At 62.6% G+C, this 13,491-nt stretch carries 16 protein-coding genes and 1 pseudogene; 9 read left to right on the forward strand and 8 right to left on the reverse strand.

The window, feature by feature from the left end:
- Positions 1-42 precede the first annotated feature (42 nt).
- The 3 genes from V5F48_RS23320 to V5F48_RS23330 all read right to left on the reverse strand — a co-directional run bounded on the left by V5F48_RS23320 (position 43) and on the right by V5F48_RS23330 (position 3,503).
- Positions 43-1,869, reverse strand: a complete 1,827-nt coding sequence (locus tag V5F48_RS23320) for a heavy metal translocating P-type ATPase (protein ID WP_394072531.1) — start codon at positions 1,867-1,869, stop codon at positions 43-45.
- 124 nt (positions 1,870-1,993) lie between these two features.
- On the reverse strand, positions 1,994-3,214 hold the full coding sequence (locus V5F48_RS23325; RefSeq protein WP_394086188.1) for a nickel/cobalt efflux transporter: 1,221 nt from the start codon (positions 3,212-3,214) through the stop codon (positions 1,994-1,996).
- 7 nt (positions 3,215-3,221) lie between these two features.
- Positions 3,222-3,503 (reverse strand): metal-sensing transcriptional repressor, encoded by a 282-nt coding sequence (locus V5F48_RS23330; RefSeq protein WP_394072527.1) that lies wholly within the window; start codon positions 3,501-3,503, stop codon positions 3,222-3,224.
- Between the two features lie 104 nt (positions 3,504-3,607).
- On the opposite strand from V5F48_RS23330, the gene V5F48_RS23335 reads away from it, so the two are divergent.
- The 3 genes from V5F48_RS23335 to V5F48_RS23345 all read left to right on the forward strand — a co-directional run bounded on the left by V5F48_RS23335 (position 3,608) and on the right by V5F48_RS23345 (position 5,458).
- Positions 3,608-3,997 carry a hypothetical protein gene (locus V5F48_RS23335; protein WP_394072525.1) on the forward strand — a complete coding sequence of 130 codons (390 nt, stop codon included), beginning with the start codon at positions 3,608-3,610 and terminating at the stop codon, positions 3,995-3,997.
- A 115-nt stretch (positions 3,998-4,112) separates the two neighbouring features.
- Positions 4,113-4,781, forward strand: coding sequence for a HupE/UreJ family protein (locus V5F48_RS23340; protein WP_394072548.1), 669 nt, complete (start codon positions 4,113-4,115; stop codon positions 4,779-4,781).
- Positions 4,782-4,804: 23 nt separating this feature from the next.
- Complete coding sequence (locus V5F48_RS23345; protein ID WP_298316530.1) at positions 4,805-5,458, forward strand: transmembrane anchor protein; 654 nt, start codon at positions 4,805-4,807, stop codon at positions 5,456-5,458.
- 499 nt (positions 5,459-5,957) lie between these two features.
- Here V5F48_RS23345 and V5F48_RS23350 read toward each other — a convergent pair whose 3' ends face one another.
- The 3 genes and pseudogenes from V5F48_RS23350 to V5F48_RS23360 all read right to left on the reverse strand — a co-directional run bounded on the left by V5F48_RS23350 (position 5,958) and on the right by V5F48_RS23360 (position 6,954).
- Positions 5,958-6,122 carry a hypothetical protein gene (locus tag V5F48_RS23350; RefSeq protein ID WP_298316528.1) on the reverse strand — a complete coding sequence of 55 codons (165 nt, stop codon included), beginning with the start codon at positions 6,120-6,122 and terminating at the stop codon, positions 5,958-5,960.
- 8 nt (positions 6,123-6,130) lie between these two features.
- A pseudogene (locus V5F48_RS23355) lies at positions 6,131-6,319 on the reverse strand (FAD-dependent monooxygenase); the annotation flags it as partial.
- Positions 6,316-6,954 (reverse strand): Ros/MucR family transcriptional regulator, encoded by a 639-nt coding sequence (locus tag V5F48_RS23360; RefSeq protein WP_394072522.1) that lies wholly within the window; start codon positions 6,952-6,954, stop codon positions 6,316-6,318. The gene V5F48_RS23360 and the pseudogene V5F48_RS23355, both read right to left, overlap by 4 nt.
- A 174-nt stretch (positions 6,955-7,128) precedes the next feature.
- On the opposite strand from V5F48_RS23360, the gene V5F48_RS23365 reads away from it, so the two are divergent.
- Positions 7,129-7,992 (forward strand): hypothetical protein, encoded by an 864-nt coding sequence (locus tag V5F48_RS23365; protein ID WP_298316525.1) that lies wholly within the window; start codon positions 7,129-7,131, stop codon positions 7,990-7,992.
- Between the two features lie 75 nt (positions 7,993-8,067).
- On the opposite strand, the gene V5F48_RS23370 is transcribed toward V5F48_RS23365, so the two are convergent.
- Positions 8,068-8,769, reverse strand: a complete 702-nt coding sequence (locus V5F48_RS23370) for an RES family NAD+ phosphorylase (RefSeq protein ID WP_394260431.1) — start codon at positions 8,767-8,769, stop codon at positions 8,068-8,070.
- Entirely contained in the window at positions 8,762-9,448 is a 687-nt protein-coding gene (locus tag V5F48_RS23375) for a hypothetical protein (RefSeq protein ID WP_394072516.1), read from the reverse strand. The genes V5F48_RS23370 and V5F48_RS23375 overlap by 8 nt, the downstream gene beginning before the upstream one ends.
- Before the next feature lie 164 nt (positions 9,449-9,612).
- Here V5F48_RS23375 and V5F48_RS23380 point away from each other — a divergent pair, with 164 nt between their 5' ends.
- From V5F48_RS23380 to arsH, 5 genes are read left to right on the forward strand one after another with little or no spacing between them, the layout of a single operon-like run.
- Complete coding sequence (locus V5F48_RS23380) at positions 9,613-9,984, forward strand: ArsR/SmtB family transcription factor (RefSeq protein WP_394072514.1); 372 nt, start codon at positions 9,613-9,615, stop codon at positions 9,982-9,984.
- A complete protein-coding gene (locus V5F48_RS23385) occupies positions 9,977-10,504 on the forward strand; it encodes an arsenate reductase ArsC (RefSeq protein WP_394086193.1) in 528 nt (175 codons plus the stop codon). Before V5F48_RS23380 ends, V5F48_RS23385 begins: the two co-directional genes overlap by 8 nt.
- Positions 10,505-10,512: 8 nt before the next feature.
- A complete protein-coding gene (gene arsC / locus V5F48_RS23390) occupies positions 10,513-10,938 on the forward strand; it encodes an arsenate reductase (glutaredoxin) (protein WP_394072510.1) in 426 nt (141 codons plus the stop codon).
- A 9-nt stretch (positions 10,939-10,947) separates the two neighbouring features.
- Complete coding sequence (gene arsB / locus V5F48_RS23395) at positions 10,948-12,003, forward strand: ACR3 family arsenite efflux transporter (RefSeq protein WP_394086194.1); 1,056 nt, start codon at positions 10,948-10,950, stop codon at positions 12,001-12,003.
- Positions 12,003-12,695: an arsenical resistance protein ArsH gene (gene arsH / locus V5F48_RS23400; protein ID WP_394016356.1), complete on the forward strand. Its 693-nt coding sequence runs from the start codon at positions 12,003-12,005 to the stop codon at positions 12,693-12,695. Before arsB ends, arsH begins: the two co-directional genes overlap by 1 nt.
- Positions 12,696-13,491 lie beyond the last annotated feature (796 nt).

Below are 13,491 nucleotides of genomic sequence, written 5' to 3' on the forward strand. Positions count from 1 at the left end.
TAGCGACGAGCATGCGCAACGGCGAAAGGCCACAACGCATTGTCAAACGTCACGGATGCGAATGCGCAGCAATTTTGCCGAATTCAGGAACACCAGGATATCAGGACCCAAGTGCAACATGGCAGCCTCGATGGGGCCGATCCAGCCCATCAGCGCCGCGGTAATGCCCAAGACATGCACAACACCGACGCCAACGAAGAGATTCTCTTGAATTGTCCGGTAAGCACGTCGAGCAATCGCGCGGGCGCTGACAATTTTTGTGAGATCATCCTTCATCAATGCAATGTCGGCGGCCTCCAGCGCCGCCTGCGTGCCGCCGCTGCCCATCGCAATGCCGACATCGGCGCGTGCCAGCGCCGGCGCGTCGTTGATGCCGTCGCCGACCATCGCCACGCGATGACCCTGCCTTTGCAGTTCGGCGATGGCGGCAACCTTGTCCTGCGGCATCAAATCGGCACGCACTTCATCCACGCCGAGTTCCTTGGCGATGGTCCGCGCCGTGGCCTCATTATCACCCGTCAGCATGACGATGCGCTTCACCCCGGTCGCGCGGAGTCGTGCCAGCGCTTCGCGCGCACCGGGCCGCAATGTGTCTGCAATGAAGATCACGCCCGCGAACCTGCCATCGATCGCGACGTGAACCGGCGTCTGTCCGCCATTCTCGATCGCATCGGAAAGCGGCACGCCGCTCTCGCGCAACAAGGATGCATTTCCGACCAGCACGGCGCGGCCGGAGACCGTCGCCTTCACACCGCGCGCCTGCAACTGCTGATACTGTTCCGGTTCCGGGACGTCGATTTTCATCCGGGCGGCGTAGTTGACGACTGCCTTTGCCAAGGGGTGAGCCGAGCGCCGATCAGCAGCGGCGGCAAGGCTGATCAGATCAGCTTCCGAAATCGTGCCATCTTGCATCTCCACGCCGACGACCTCCGGCTTGTTCGCCGTCAGGGTGCCCGTCTTGTCGAACACCAGGACGTCGACCTTGGCCAACGACTCCAGATAGATGCCTCCTTTGACCAGAATTCCGCTGCGTGCGGCCCGCGCAATGGCTGCGATGATCACCAGCGGGGTCGCCAATCCGAGTTCGGCAGGCGATGTAAAAATCAGCAGAGTGACGATCATCCGGATGTCGCGAGTATAAAGATAAACCGCAACGAGGAAGATCAGCACGACCGGAATCAGCCATGACGCGACCTTGTCCGCCAGTTTCTGGACGGGTGCCTGTTCCGCTTCGGCATTCTCGACCAGACTGATGATGCGGGCAAAGGTGGTGTCGGCACCGACCTTCTCGGTCTCGATGTCCAAAGCGCCGGATTCGACGATGGTCCCCGCAAAGACATCGGCACCGTCGCTTTTGTCCTTCGGAATGCTCTCGCCTGTGATCGACGCTTCGTTGACCGAAGCCGCTCCGCCGACGACGGTGCCGTCGACCGGGATCTTCTCGCCGGCCCGCACCAAGACAACGTCGCCTGCGCGCAGTTTCTCGATCGGGACAATGCGTTCGCCGCGCGCGTCTCTCACAAGCGCAACCTGCGGCACGGAGCCGATCAGGTCTTTGATAGAGGCTCGCGCGCGATCCATATTCAGATCGGCGATGAACTCGGCGATCAGAATGATCACCATGAGGACCGCGCCGGCGACGGTCTCGCCTCCGATCAGCGCGACCACCGTGGCGATGGTGACGAATATCTCGGTGCCGATCTTACGCTCTTTTACGAGGTCAACGACGCCGGTCTTGACAAGCGGATACAAGCCGATGGCAACGGCCACCCACAAGGCTTGTATCGGAATGAGCTGCCGCCAATACAGCAACGCCATCAGGCCGGTAAAGACGATGCGCGCGACCTCGAACCAGCGCTCGCGCGTCATCAGCGATCGCCAACCCGATGGACCCGCTACAGGCGCCGGTGCAACGCTTTCGGCGCCTGATATCTCGGACATCATGATCGGCTCGCTATCTCGGATTGCGGTCTTGGCTTGAAACGTGAGCGCATCAGGCCCCGGCGGCGGATAGTCCCGCCCAACCGTGGTATCCGACGTAGAGGCCGACCGCGATGATGAGGAGGCTGGAGAAATAGGGGGCCCGCCGGGCGAAGGTCGAGAACCACGACCAGCGCTTGGTCGCGTGGCGGACGCTCAGTGCCGCAGCCGCGCCGACCGTCACCAGCGTGATCGCCAGACCGATCGAGAAGCACAGCACCAGCGCGAAGCCGAGCGTGAACTCCTTGAGTTGAAGGCAGAGCAGCAGGACGGTGATCGCCGCCGGGCATGGGATCAGGCCGCCGGTCAGCCCGAACATGATGATCTGCCAGGTGGTGACGTCGCGGTCGGCAAACTGGCGGCGGATGTCGTTGGCGTGCGCCAGCTCGTGCGCGTCTTGATAGCCGTCGGTCGCCACCTCGAGCCCGCGCAGTTCCTCGTGCATGTGGTCGTGGCCCTGTCCCTCGACGAAGGACAGGTCGTAGTCGTGGGTGTGGCCGCCATGGCCGAGGCTGACCCGCGCCATGAACTCATGCGGCTCGGGAATCTCGTCGACGGATTCGAGATAGCCGCCACGGTCGACGAAGGTGAAGGCCCGCCGTGCGCCGTCCGGCCGCTCGGTGACGACGGTCACGTCACCGGCCGTCCAGGCGTGACCGCGCTCGGTGCGGATGCGCCAGCGCGGCGGCACGCCATCCTCGAACACCTCGACCGCGACGACGCCATGGCCAGTGTCGATGCGGCGGATATCCTCCCCATGGGCATGACCGCCATGGCCATGATCGTGCCCATGATGACCCTCATGGGCGTGGCTATCATCATGATCTCCATGTGGGTGAGGATGATCGTGCCCATGGCCGTGATCGCCGGCTGCGGCCTTGGCCCGCTGCTGATCCTGCCACGTGCGCCAGAGCATCCACAGCGCGATCGCGATGATGATCGCTGCCGAGGCGAGCTGGAAATACGGCTCGAACGTCTCGGCATCGACACCCCGCCAGAGATACATGCCGCCGAGCGCGATGCCCCACACGACGAGGGTGTGCGACGCCGTCGCCGCCAGGCCGAGCAGCACGGCCTGCGTCACGGTTCCACGGACGGCGACGATGAAGGCCGCCATCATCGTCTTGGAATGGCCGGGCTCCAGCCCGTGCAGCGCACCGAGCAGGATCGCGCTCGGGATGAACAGCCAGGCGTGGCCGGAACTCTGTTGGATCAGCTCGGCGAAGGACGGCATCGGGGACTCACAGGTACTTGGTGATTTCCTTGAACTCGTCGATCGAGCGGCGCTGCTCGCGCGCCAGCGGGCCGACGACGTCTTCAAGGCAATGGTCGAGATGGTCCTGGATCAGCGTCCGCTTGGCCTGACAGACTGCCTTCTCGACCGCATGAAGCTGCTGGGCGATATCGAGGCAGGGTCTGCCGGCCTCGATCATTTCGATGATGCCCTTGAGGTGCCCATCGGCGCGCTTCAGCCGCTTGACGATCTCGGGGTGGGTTTCGTGGACGTGAAGGGTTTCGTTCATGGGCTTGATACTATCCCCCTGGAGAGGATATCACAAGACACTGGCCAGGAGATGATTCCGGCCTGACAACGATTCGTTAAGATTTGAGTGAATAGTCGTTGAGCATGCCGAACTGGGCCTACAGCGCAGCCTTTCGCTTCGTCATCGCCGTCGCGATGACGATCGGCATGCTGTTGTCCCCAATGGGCAGCTCCGCCTCGCACAATCCGGTCGCGCTTGCGTCCGCCGAAGCAGCCCGTCATGCTGAATTGGCAGCGCAGATCGAAGCACACGACCACAGCCATGACGACGGCGAAGCCGACGAGCAGAGCCCTGGCCATTCCCACGGCCACAATCCAGCCGATCATACCCATGAGACAGCGAGCATGCTTTCCGGCATCGCACAGCCGGCTCCCTCGATAGGTCGGAGTTGGCTGGCTTACCCGCCGTCGTTTGCCGATCTGGAAACCCGTTTCCGGCTTGAACGCCCTCCGAGACCGATCCTCCTCGCATGATCGCGGCCGCGCACGCGGCCACCCTCAAACGACGACGATAGGAATTCTCATGCAAGGACCCTTCTACGAGGGCCCGCCACGCACGCCTTGCGCGCGCTGGCGGCTCGCCCTTCCCATGCTCATCGCTCTCCTGACCCTGCCGCTGCTCGGCGGGGCGGCCTTCGCCCATGCCGTGGCCGAAGGCGACAAGGGCTACATCCAGGAGATCACCGGCATCAACCTGCTGCCCTTCATCTATCTCGGCGCCAAGCACATGGTGACGGGATACGACCACATCCTGTTCCTGTTCGGCGTGATCTTCTTCCTCTACCGGATGAAGCACATCGGCATCTATGTGAGCCTGTTCGCGCTCGGCCACTCCACGACCATGCTGCTCGGCGTCTATTTCAACGTCGGGATTAACAGCTACATCATCGATGCGATCATCGGCCTGTCGGTGGTCTACAAGGCGCTCGACAATATGGGCGCCTTCCAGCGCTGGCTCGGCTTCCAGCCGAACACCAAGATCGCCACCCTGATCTTCGGCTTCTTCCACGGCTTCGGCCTGTCGACCAAGATCATCGAATACAACATCTCGCCCGACGGTCTCGTGCCGAACCTTCTCGCCTTCAATGTCGGCGTGGAAATCGGCCAGCTCCTGGCGCTCGCCGCCATCCTGATCGTCATGGGCTACTGGCGCCGAACCGACAGCTTCTGGCGCCATGCCTACACTGCCAACACCGTCATGATGACCGCCGGGTTCGTGCTGATCGGCTATCAGCTCACCGGCTGGGTCGTCTCCTGAACATCCGAAAAAGGATTCCTCCCATGTACAACACCGATATTCCGACCCGCGCCGAGCTGCCGACCTCGAAGCAGCTTCTCCGCTCCACCATCATCGCCATCGTCGCGGCGGCGGCGATCCTGGTCACCATCGTCCTGCCGGCCGAGTACGCCATCGACCCGACCGGCATCGGGCGCGCGCTTGGCCTGGCCGAGATGGGCGAGATCAAGACCCAGCTCGCCGATGAGGCGGAACGGGATCGTGCAGCCGGCCAGCAGGGAGAAATCCCGGCCGCGCTGCCGACGCCTGATCAACGTTCCAGCCTGGCCGCCAGGATCTTCGCCGAGCTGGTGATCGGTTCGGCTGCGGCGCAGACCCCGGCAGGCCGCACTGATGTGATGACGATCACGCTGAAGCCGGGCGAAGGCACCGAGGTCAAGCTGGTGATGAATCAGGGTGCCCGCGTGAACTTCTCTTGGACCGTCACCGGAGGTGTCGTGAACTTCGACCTTCATGGCGACGGCGGCGGGCAGCAGACCAGCTACGAGAAGGGGCGCTCGGTGCCGGGCGCCGAAGGAGTGCTGGAGGCTGCCTTCGACGGCAACCACGGCTGGTTCTGGCGAAACCGCGACCGCGCCGACGTTACGTTGACGCTGCGTACCAATGGCGACTACGCGGAGATCAAGCGGGCGCTTTGACCAAGCCTCTCATGGCCGACTTTCGACGATGAAGCGAGGCGGCCTGCTCATCGAGCAGGCCGCCTGACGGAACAATCTCGCTGGCCGAGGCATTCGTTCACGAGGCTGTCGGCCTCACCGAGGAGGATTCGTCCAGCTCCGTCAGACAGGCCTTCTACGAGGGCTCGCGCGCGACGGCTATGTTATCGTCCGGGGCGAGCGGCGCGAGCCGCCAACATTGCGCGCCGCTTTCCCTAAAGATCTTCATGGCCGAGTCGGATTCCGATGATCGAAAGGGACCGTGGAGACCGCTCGATCGTTAGTGGTTGCCGGTGCAGCGTTGAGGTGCTGCTCGAGCTGCGCGATCGCTCCGGAGCCGAGGGCGACGCGGGCGAATCCCGTCGCCAGGAAGGTTCGGCGGTCCATCGGAAAACCTCCCGAGCAGAATGGCGTCGACATGACGATAGGGAATGGACCAGCCTCGCGCGGCCGGCGCAAGACGCTCCCGCCGATCCGCCATTCACGGCCGCGCGAGCGGGAAGTCACGCCATCGCGGCCGCCACCATCCGCCGCGCCTCAAGGTCGCGGCGTGAAAGCGCCCGGCTTCGGCAACCGCCGCAAGGCGATGCTCAAGGACATCGCGGTCCTGACCGATGTTCACGTCGAGCACAAACTCGTCGAGCAAGCCCGACTCATCATCTCCAGCGCGGGTAGGTGAATCGTGTCACCATGAAAATCGCGCAGGAAATCCTCGTGCTTCTCGACGACCGTCACATCGACGCCGGCTTGGGCGAGCAGCAAGCCGAGCATGGGCCAGGCCGGCCCTGCCTCGACGATGACGCAGCCGGTGTCGAGGTCTCCCGCTGCGCCGACCGTCGTCATGAATCGATGGTTGTGGCGGCCTTGCGTCCCCTCTTGGGTCTTGCGGCCGGTTCCACCACCGGCTCAGCAACGGCTTTCGTCCTGCGTGGTGCGCGCTTCGACGCGGCGGTGTCCGGCGCAGCCACAACCGCGGTCGGTGCGCTTGCCTTGATGCGCGAGGCGCGTTTCGGCTTCTCCTCGACCACAGGTGCGGCCTCGACGATTGGCTCAGGCACGGGAGCGGCAGCCTTGCGCAACTGGCCAAGGCCGGACGCCTTCGCCAGCGCTGAGCGGGATTGCGCATAGCTCGGCGCGACCATCGGGTAGTCGGCCGGAAGGTTCCATTTCTGCCGATACTCTGCGGGCGTCAGACCATATTGCGTGCGGAGATGCCGCTTCAGCGATTTGAATTTCTTGCCGTCTTCGAGACAGATGATGAAATCCGGCGTGACCGATTTGCGCACCGACACCGCCGGTCCCGGTTTCTTCTCCGGCCCAATCGGCGCCGCAGCGCCCAGCGACCGGAGGGCAGCGTGGATGTCATCGATCAATTTCGGCAGCTCGGCCGTCGGTACGGAATTGTTGGAAACGTAGGCTGCGACGAGCGCGGCGGAAACCGCCACCAGGTCGGGGGTGTCGGACTGCTCCGGATGCATCCTTGAGTGCCCTTTGTGTTCAATGAGCGCCGCGCTGGACTTGGAATTGCGCGACAGTCACTATTTCAACCATTCGTGGTCCACATCAACTCCGATCGGCGGCGGCGGGCGCCTTCGGTGCTGGACGTCGGATTACACGGCGCATGTAAATAGAACTCCTTAGGGCAACTGACGATGGGGAAGGCGCCGGATTTCGGGCAACGGCAGGCGAAGCTCATCTGCCAGATGCCCTATGACGAGTTGCTCCGATTTATCGCGGAAGGACTGCCCATTCTCCTGGAGAGTGCCAGAGGATTTTGGTCAGCCTCTTGCCATCTGTCAGCGCAGCCACGCGAGGCTGAGGTGTTGGCAGGCTTCGCGCAGGAGGAAGCGGCAAAGATTCTGATTTTGATGGATGCCGTGCGCTGCCCAAGGCACCTCATCGCCGCGAGATTGAGCCAGATCGTCAGTCGGTTCTACGGCCATCTCGAGCGATTGATTTATGCCGAGGTTTGCGACGGATGGAGCCAGGACATTGCGGACCTTCGAAAGCGCGTCGAGCCTCTTCGCAAATCTCATTACATAGAAGGTGATGTCGGAGAGTATATCGTTCCGAACGCAAATCTCTATCGGCGCGAAAGTAAACTCTATGCGGACATCGAAGCCTATGAGGACCGCGTTCCAATCTGGAATGCACCGAAGACCTATCCTGGTTTCTTCGAGCCCCGGAAGCCATCCGTTCTTGCTGTCGCCGAAGCGATGGCCGCATTGGGGATGTTTTCATTGCCTGGCCTGAACGCAACAGCGCAGGTGTGGGGAGCGCTGGATTTTGTCGAGCATGAATCGCTGCGAGATGCAGAACGGCTCACGGATCAACTTGTCGAGCGGCTCGTTACGGAGGCGTTGCCCGCCGACTTTGCAACACAAGATCATGTCTTTGTACTCGGTCGACACTGGCCGTTACCAATGTATAACGTCGAGCTCAAAATGGTTGATGTGTCGCTGGAGGATTTGAAGCAGGAGCAGGACCGGATTTTGTGGGCAGAAGCCGGTTACTAGTCACGAACAGCTCGTTGATTATCGGTTTTCACGCAGGCTTTCGTTCCACCCGTTGCCTTGCGGTCTAATACCGCGTCAGGATTTCCCGGAGACGACCTTCACCCCGATGCGATCCGCGAGGGAGATCAGGTCCGCATAGACGCCGGGTGTGCCGATAACCTCGAGCGACGGGGCGATCATGCGCAGCGCGTCGGCCGGAAGCCGGTTGCCGAACAGGATGATCGCGAGCGCACGATCATCCTGCCTCGAAACCCAACATAGTCCGTGAATGTCGGGGCGTGCGGCGTAGAATGCCTCAGCCCAAGGGCGGGTTTGCGGGTAGCGATCTTTCTCAGTGTCGATGAGCTCGATGCGCCGGACGCCCAATCTGCGAAGTGCCGTGGCGCTGAGATCGGCAAGGACGAGATCCTGGTGTGGCTCCAGCCGCGAATAGGTCTGACCCGTGAGTTTGCCCTTGTCGTAGGTCTTGAGACCCGATGAGAAAGGGACATCGTGAAAAACGGTCTCCATGGCGGCGCAATCGAAAGTCGTGCCGCCATAGAGCGTCGGGATTGCAACGTCGGCGCCGTCGACGATCGGGCTGAAGCGCGCATTGCCCTTGAGGCCCGGGTTGAACTGATCGCCGAGATAGGCGTCCAGGTGCATCAGATGAATGATCTGGCCCAAGGGCCAGATCACCGTTGAGGTCTTTGCTCCCAAGTCCGCCGGAGGAGGGGGCGTTGCATCGTCGGGGGCCTTCGCCTTTGCGTGCTTCGGCTCGGCCGGCGGCTTAGCCATGCGTCACGCCTTGCCGCTCATCTTCGGCCGCCGCGATCACGCGCTGAGACTGCTCCACCAGGAGATCCTGCGGACGCTTGCCGCTGAGGAAGCTGTTGTCCGAGGCGAACCAGTATGCGAGCCCCCAATCGTCCTTGCTGCCGTTAAAGACCTTGAGCACGGCGGCGAGAGCCTTGAGCGGGCGATAGCCCGTCTTCGGATCCAGCGCGTAGCCAGGAAAGTAATCGATCCCCCGATGCCGAACTGCGAAGATAATGCCATCCTTCTTCCACTTGTTCGGCTGGGCGCTGGGATTGTTGGTACTGAAGCCGGCCATCTCGGCGATCTGGGCCGCCGTCAGCCATTCACCGCTCTCCAGCACGGCCTTGCGCGCCTCAGCCGTCATCCGCGCCTCGAGCAACATATGCTGGGGGGGAGGGACGTGAGGCACCAACAGTTCAAGGATCGACTGCATGGCCTCAGTCTCGCGGCGTGCGAGAATGGCGCCGACAAGCGGTGCGATGCTCTCGAACGTCTCGGCGAGCGCGCGCACGGCCGGCTCACTGCCGTGTTCGAGGGTCAAAGCGATGACCTGCTTCGGCTTACCGCCGAGATGGTCGAGACGATGCCGGACCTGCTCCGGCGTGCCGGTCATCGTGGCGAAGCCGGCGAGTGCGCCAGTCGCATCGGTGGCAGCCATGGCCGCGTTCCCTTCGTTGGTTATCATGGTTATCAATATAAATAGATAACCAGAATAATCAAGATGGATTCGCCGCAACCTCCGCGCAGCTGCCGTCTCAGGCAGGTGACCTTCACTACCATGCTTGGCTGGACATGATTCCATATATCGAGTAATCTCGAATTATGGAATCAGAAAGAGCCATTCTCGCCTTCGCGGCGCTTGCCCAGTCGACGCGCCTCGACGTGTTCCGGCTGCTGATCGCACGCGAACCGGAAGGGCTGCCGGCCGGCGACATCGCCCGGCACATGAGCGTACCGCAGAACACCATGTCGACCCATCTGGCGATCCTGACACGCGCCGGGCTCATCGAAGCCGAGCGGCAAAGCCGGTCGATCATCTACCGAGCCAAGCTTGATGCGGTGCGCGAGCTTGCCTTCTACCTCGTCAAGGATTGCTGCGGCGGGCGCCCGGAGATCTGCGCCCCGTTGATCGCCGACCTGTCGCCCTGCTGCACACCCAAAAATGAAGCCACCCAGGAGGCTGTTCATGAGTGACCGTATCTACAATGTCCTCTTCCTTTGCACGGGCAATTCGGCGCGGTCGATCCTCGCCGAGAGCATTCTCAACAAGGATGGCGGCGGCCGCTTCCGTGCCTTGTCCGCCGGCAGCCAACCGAAAGGGACTATCAATCCGTTCGCGCTGAAGGTGCTGGAGAGCTTCGACTATCCGACCGAGGGCTTCCGCTCGAAGAGCTGGGAGGAGTTCGCGATGCCGGATGCCCCTGTCATGGATTTCGTCTTCACCGTCTGCGACAACGCCGCCGGTGAAGCGTGCCCGGTGTGGCCAGGCCAGCCGATGACGGCCCATTGGGGGATCGAGGATCCCGCCGCGGTCGAAGGCACGGATATCCAGAAGCAGGCCGCCTTTGTCGCCGCCTTCCGCTATCTCAGGAACCGGATTTCGGTCTTCGCGGCTTTGCCGGTCGCAAGCCTCGACAAGGCCTCGCTCAAGGCGAAGCTCATTGAGATCGGCCAATTCGAAGGGGCAACCTCGCCCCGCCACAGCGCGGCGTGAGGTCGATCATGGATGTCATCATCTATCACAACCCCGACTGCGGTACCTCGCGCAATACGCTGGCGCTGATCCGCAATGCCGGCGTCGAGCCGCATGTCATCGAATATCTGAAGACACCACCGTCACGGGCGATGCTGGTCCAGTTGATCGCGCGGATGGGGATTTCCACGCGCGGGCTGCTGCGCGAGAAGGGAACGCCCTATGCCGAACTCGGTCTCGGCGATCCCGGCCTGACGGATGACGAGCTTCTCGACGCCATGCTGGCGCATCCGATCCTGATCAACCGGCCGATCGTCGTTTCGCCGAAAGGCGTGAGACTCTGCCGGCCGTCAGAAGAGGTTCTCGATCTGCTGCCTTCGCAACTGGGCGCGTTTACCAAGGAAGACGGCGAGCGCGTCATCGACGAGCGCGGCCGCCGCGTCGCGACGGCGTAAGGAAAACCCATGTCCATTTTTGAACGCTATCTCACGCTGTGGGTCGCGCTGTGCATCGTCGCCGGCATCGCGCTCGGGCACATCATGCCCGGCGCATTTCAAGCGATCGGCGCGGCCGAGATTTCCAAGGTCAATCTGCCGGTTGCCGTGCTGATCTGGCTGATGGTCATCCCGATGCTGCTCAAGATCGATTTCGCGGCACTCGGCGAGGTCGGCCGCCACTGGCGCGGCATCGGCGTCACCCTGTTCATCAATTGGGCGGTGAAACCGTTCTCGATGGCGCTGCTCGGCTGGCTGTTTATCGGCTGGCTGTTCCGACCGCATCTGCCGGCCGATCAGATCGACAGTTATATCGCCGGCCTCATCATCCTCGCCGCCGCGCCCTGTACCGCGATGGTGTTCGTCTGGTCGAACCTGACCAAGGGCGAGCCGCATTTCACGCTGAGCCAGGTAGCGCTCAACGACGCCATCATGGTGGTGGCCTTCGCGCCGATCGTCGGCCTGCTGCTCGGCCTCTCCGCTATCACCGTGCCATGGGGCACGCTGGTTCTTTCGGTCGTGCTCTACATCGTCATTCCGGTGATCATCGCGCAGCTTCTTCGACGCCGACTGTTGGCGACAGGTGGGCGAGCCGCGCTCGATCGGCTGCTGACCAAGCTCGGCCCGGTCTCACTCGTCGCGCTGCTGGCAACGCTGGTGCTGCTGTTCGGCTTCCAGGGCGAACAGATCATCGCACAGCCGCTGGTGATCGCGCTGCTCGCCGTGCCGATCCTGATCCAGGTGTATTTCAATGCCGGGCTGGCCTATATCCTCAACCGGATTGCGGGCGAGCAGCATTGCGTCGCCGGCCCCTCGGCACTGATCGGCGCGTCCAATTTCTTCGAGCTGGCGGTCGCCGCCGCCATCAGTCTATTCGGATTCCATTCCGGAGCTGCGCTCGCCACCGTCGTCGGCGTGCTGATCGAGGTGCCGGTCATGCTCACCGTCGTCTGGATCGTGAACAGGTCCAAGGGCTGGTACGAGCGCGGCGACAAGGTCGCGGCGATTGCCGAGGCCCACCGTTGATGCAGAACGATCTTCCCAATGTCGTTGTCGACAACCTCGACGTGCCGACCATCGACCGGCTGTGCGCGACGCCCTCGACGCATCCGCCGCGTATTCTGTTACTCTATGGATCGCTGCGCGAACGCTCCTACAGCCGGTTCCTGACGCTGGAGGCCGAACGTCTGCTGAAGCACTTCGGTGCGGAGACGCGTATCTTCGATCCGCACGGCCTGCCGCTACCCGACGGCGCGGAGATCGACCATCCGAAGGTGCGAGAACTGCGCGATCTATCGGCATGGTCCGAGGGTCAGGTCTGGACCAGCCCGGAGCGGCACGGCGCCATGAGCGCGGTGATGAAGGCGCAGATCGACTGGATACCGCTATCGGTTGGCGTGATACGGCCGACGCAGGGCCGGACGTTGGCCCTCATGCAGGTGTCCGGCGGTTCGCAGAGCTTCAACGCGGTCAACCAGCTTCGTGTGCTCGGCCGTTGGATGCGGATGGTGACCATCCCCAACCAGTCTTCCGTCGCCAAGGCTTACGAGGAATTCGACGAGGCGGGCCGCATGAAGCCATCCTCCTATTACGACCGGGTGGTCGACGTGATGGAGGAATTGGTTAAGTTCACGCTGCTGACACGCGATCTCTCCCCCTATCTCACCAACCGCTACAGCGAGCGCAAAGAAGCGGCAGAGAAGCTAGCTACCGCATGAACTTCGGCAATCGCCGTTTCCAACGCTGCCCACGCGGCAAACAATCTTGCCCCTCCAGCAGTCTTCGGCGCCGGCGGACTGCCGGGAGTGAAGCGGTGCGCGGCTCGGAAGTCCCAGCCCTCGCTCCATCATCCCCTGCCGGCGCCATCTGCGGGCCTGCACCGACATCGGCAGGCGCGGAAACCGCAACTTGCTTCCGCGCCTTTGTCCTGCGAGGTGACGCTCTCGCTTCGATTGCCGGTGATGACGGGTCATGCAGCCAAAGGGGATCGTCCTGGGTCTGCTCGGTTACAGGCGTGCGGTCGCCTTCAACCGTAAGGACCGGCAAGATACGCGGCTCCGTCGGCACCGAATTGGAGGTGGGACTCGACTGACTTGTGATCTCGAACAGTGCGGAGGCTGCTGCCTGCGGAGATTTCGGGATCGAATCAGCTGCGGGTGTCGGAAGGCTCGCAGCCATATCCCTTGCCGAGATCGTCGACGGTCCGAAGGCTTTTCGCGCGCTGCGCTTGTATTCGACAACAAAAGGCTTCGTCGGGCGTTTCATGGAACCGATTCAAGTTGGGAGATCTTTCTCCATTAGCACGGGTCAATGAGGGCATGAATCCTTAACTTCTCAACCGAGTTCCCGTGAGATCTCGAGTTCGGCGGGCTGCGCGATCGGCTCGGCACGGAGATGCTGGCCTGGCGGGAGCGCCGACCCCGCTGTTAGGTGACGTCGAGCTTCGGGTGTATCGGGCCGATGCTGGCCAGGGCGTGATGGCCCGGCGCTAAGCCTGGGTGTTTGCAAAGAGCT

The organism is Xanthobacter autotrophicus ATCC 700552 (genome assembly GCF_043194565.1).
Classification (GTDB): Bacteria; Pseudomonadota; Alphaproteobacteria; order Rhizobiales; family Xanthobacteraceae; genus Xanthobacter; species Xanthobacter autotrophicus_F.

What these genes read in the sequence shown, in the direction of transcription:
- V5F48_RS23320 (WP_394072531.1), bottom strand. Translation starts at nt 1,869, where the DNA reads ATGACGCGCGAGCGCTGGTTCGAGGTCGCGCGCATCGTCTTTACCGGC.
- V5F48_RS23325 (WP_394086188.1), bottom strand. Translation starts at nt 3,214, where the DNA reads ATGCCGTCCTTCGCCGAGCTGATCCAACAGAGTTCCGGCCACGCCTGG.
- V5F48_RS23330 (WP_394072527.1), bottom strand. Translation starts at nt 3,503, where the DNA reads ATGAACGAAACCCTTCACGTCCACGAAACCCACCCCGAGATCGTCAAG.
- V5F48_RS23335 (WP_394072525.1), top strand. Translation starts at nt 3,608, where the DNA reads ATGCCGAACTGGGCCTACAGCGCAGCCTTTCGCTTCGTCATCGCCGTC.
- V5F48_RS23340 (WP_394072548.1), top strand. Translation starts at nt 4,113, where the DNA reads ATGCTCATCGCTCTCCTGACCCTGCCGCTGCTCGGCGGGGCGGCCTTC.
- V5F48_RS23345 (WP_298316530.1), top strand. Translation starts at nt 4,805, where the DNA reads ATGTACAACACCGATATTCCGACCCGCGCCGAGCTGCCGACCTCGAAG.
- V5F48_RS23360 (WP_394072522.1), bottom strand. Translation starts at nt 6,954, where the DNA reads ATGCATCCGGAGCAGTCCGACACCCCCGACCTGGTGGCGGTTTCCGCC.
- V5F48_RS23365 (WP_298316525.1), top strand. Translation starts at nt 7,129, where the DNA reads ATGGGGAAGGCGCCGGATTTCGGGCAACGGCAGGCGAAGCTCATCTGC.
- V5F48_RS23370 (WP_394260431.1), bottom strand. Translation starts at nt 8,769, where the DNA reads ATGGCTAAGCCGCCGGCCGAGCCGAAGCACGCAAAGGCGAAGGCCCCC.
- V5F48_RS23375 (WP_394072516.1), bottom strand. Translation starts at nt 9,448, where the DNA reads ATGGCTGCCACCGATGCGACTGGCGCACTCGCCGGCTTCGCCACGATG.
- V5F48_RS23380 (WP_394072514.1), top strand. Translation starts at nt 9,613, where the DNA reads ATGGAATCAGAAAGAGCCATTCTCGCCTTCGCGGCGCTTGCCCAGTCG.
- V5F48_RS23385 (WP_394086193.1), top strand. Translation starts at nt 9,977, where the DNA reads ATGAGTGACCGTATCTACAATGTCCTCTTCCTTTGCACGGGCAATTCG.
- arsC (WP_394072510.1), top strand. Translation starts at nt 10,513, where the DNA reads ATGGATGTCATCATCTATCACAACCCCGACTGCGGTACCTCGCGCAAT.
- arsB (WP_394086194.1), top strand. Translation starts at nt 10,948, where the DNA reads ATGTCCATTTTTGAACGCTATCTCACGCTGTGGGTCGCGCTGTGCATC.
- arsH (WP_394016356.1), top strand. Translation starts at nt 12,003, where the DNA reads ATGCAGAACGATCTTCCCAATGTCGTTGTCGACAACCTCGACGTGCCG.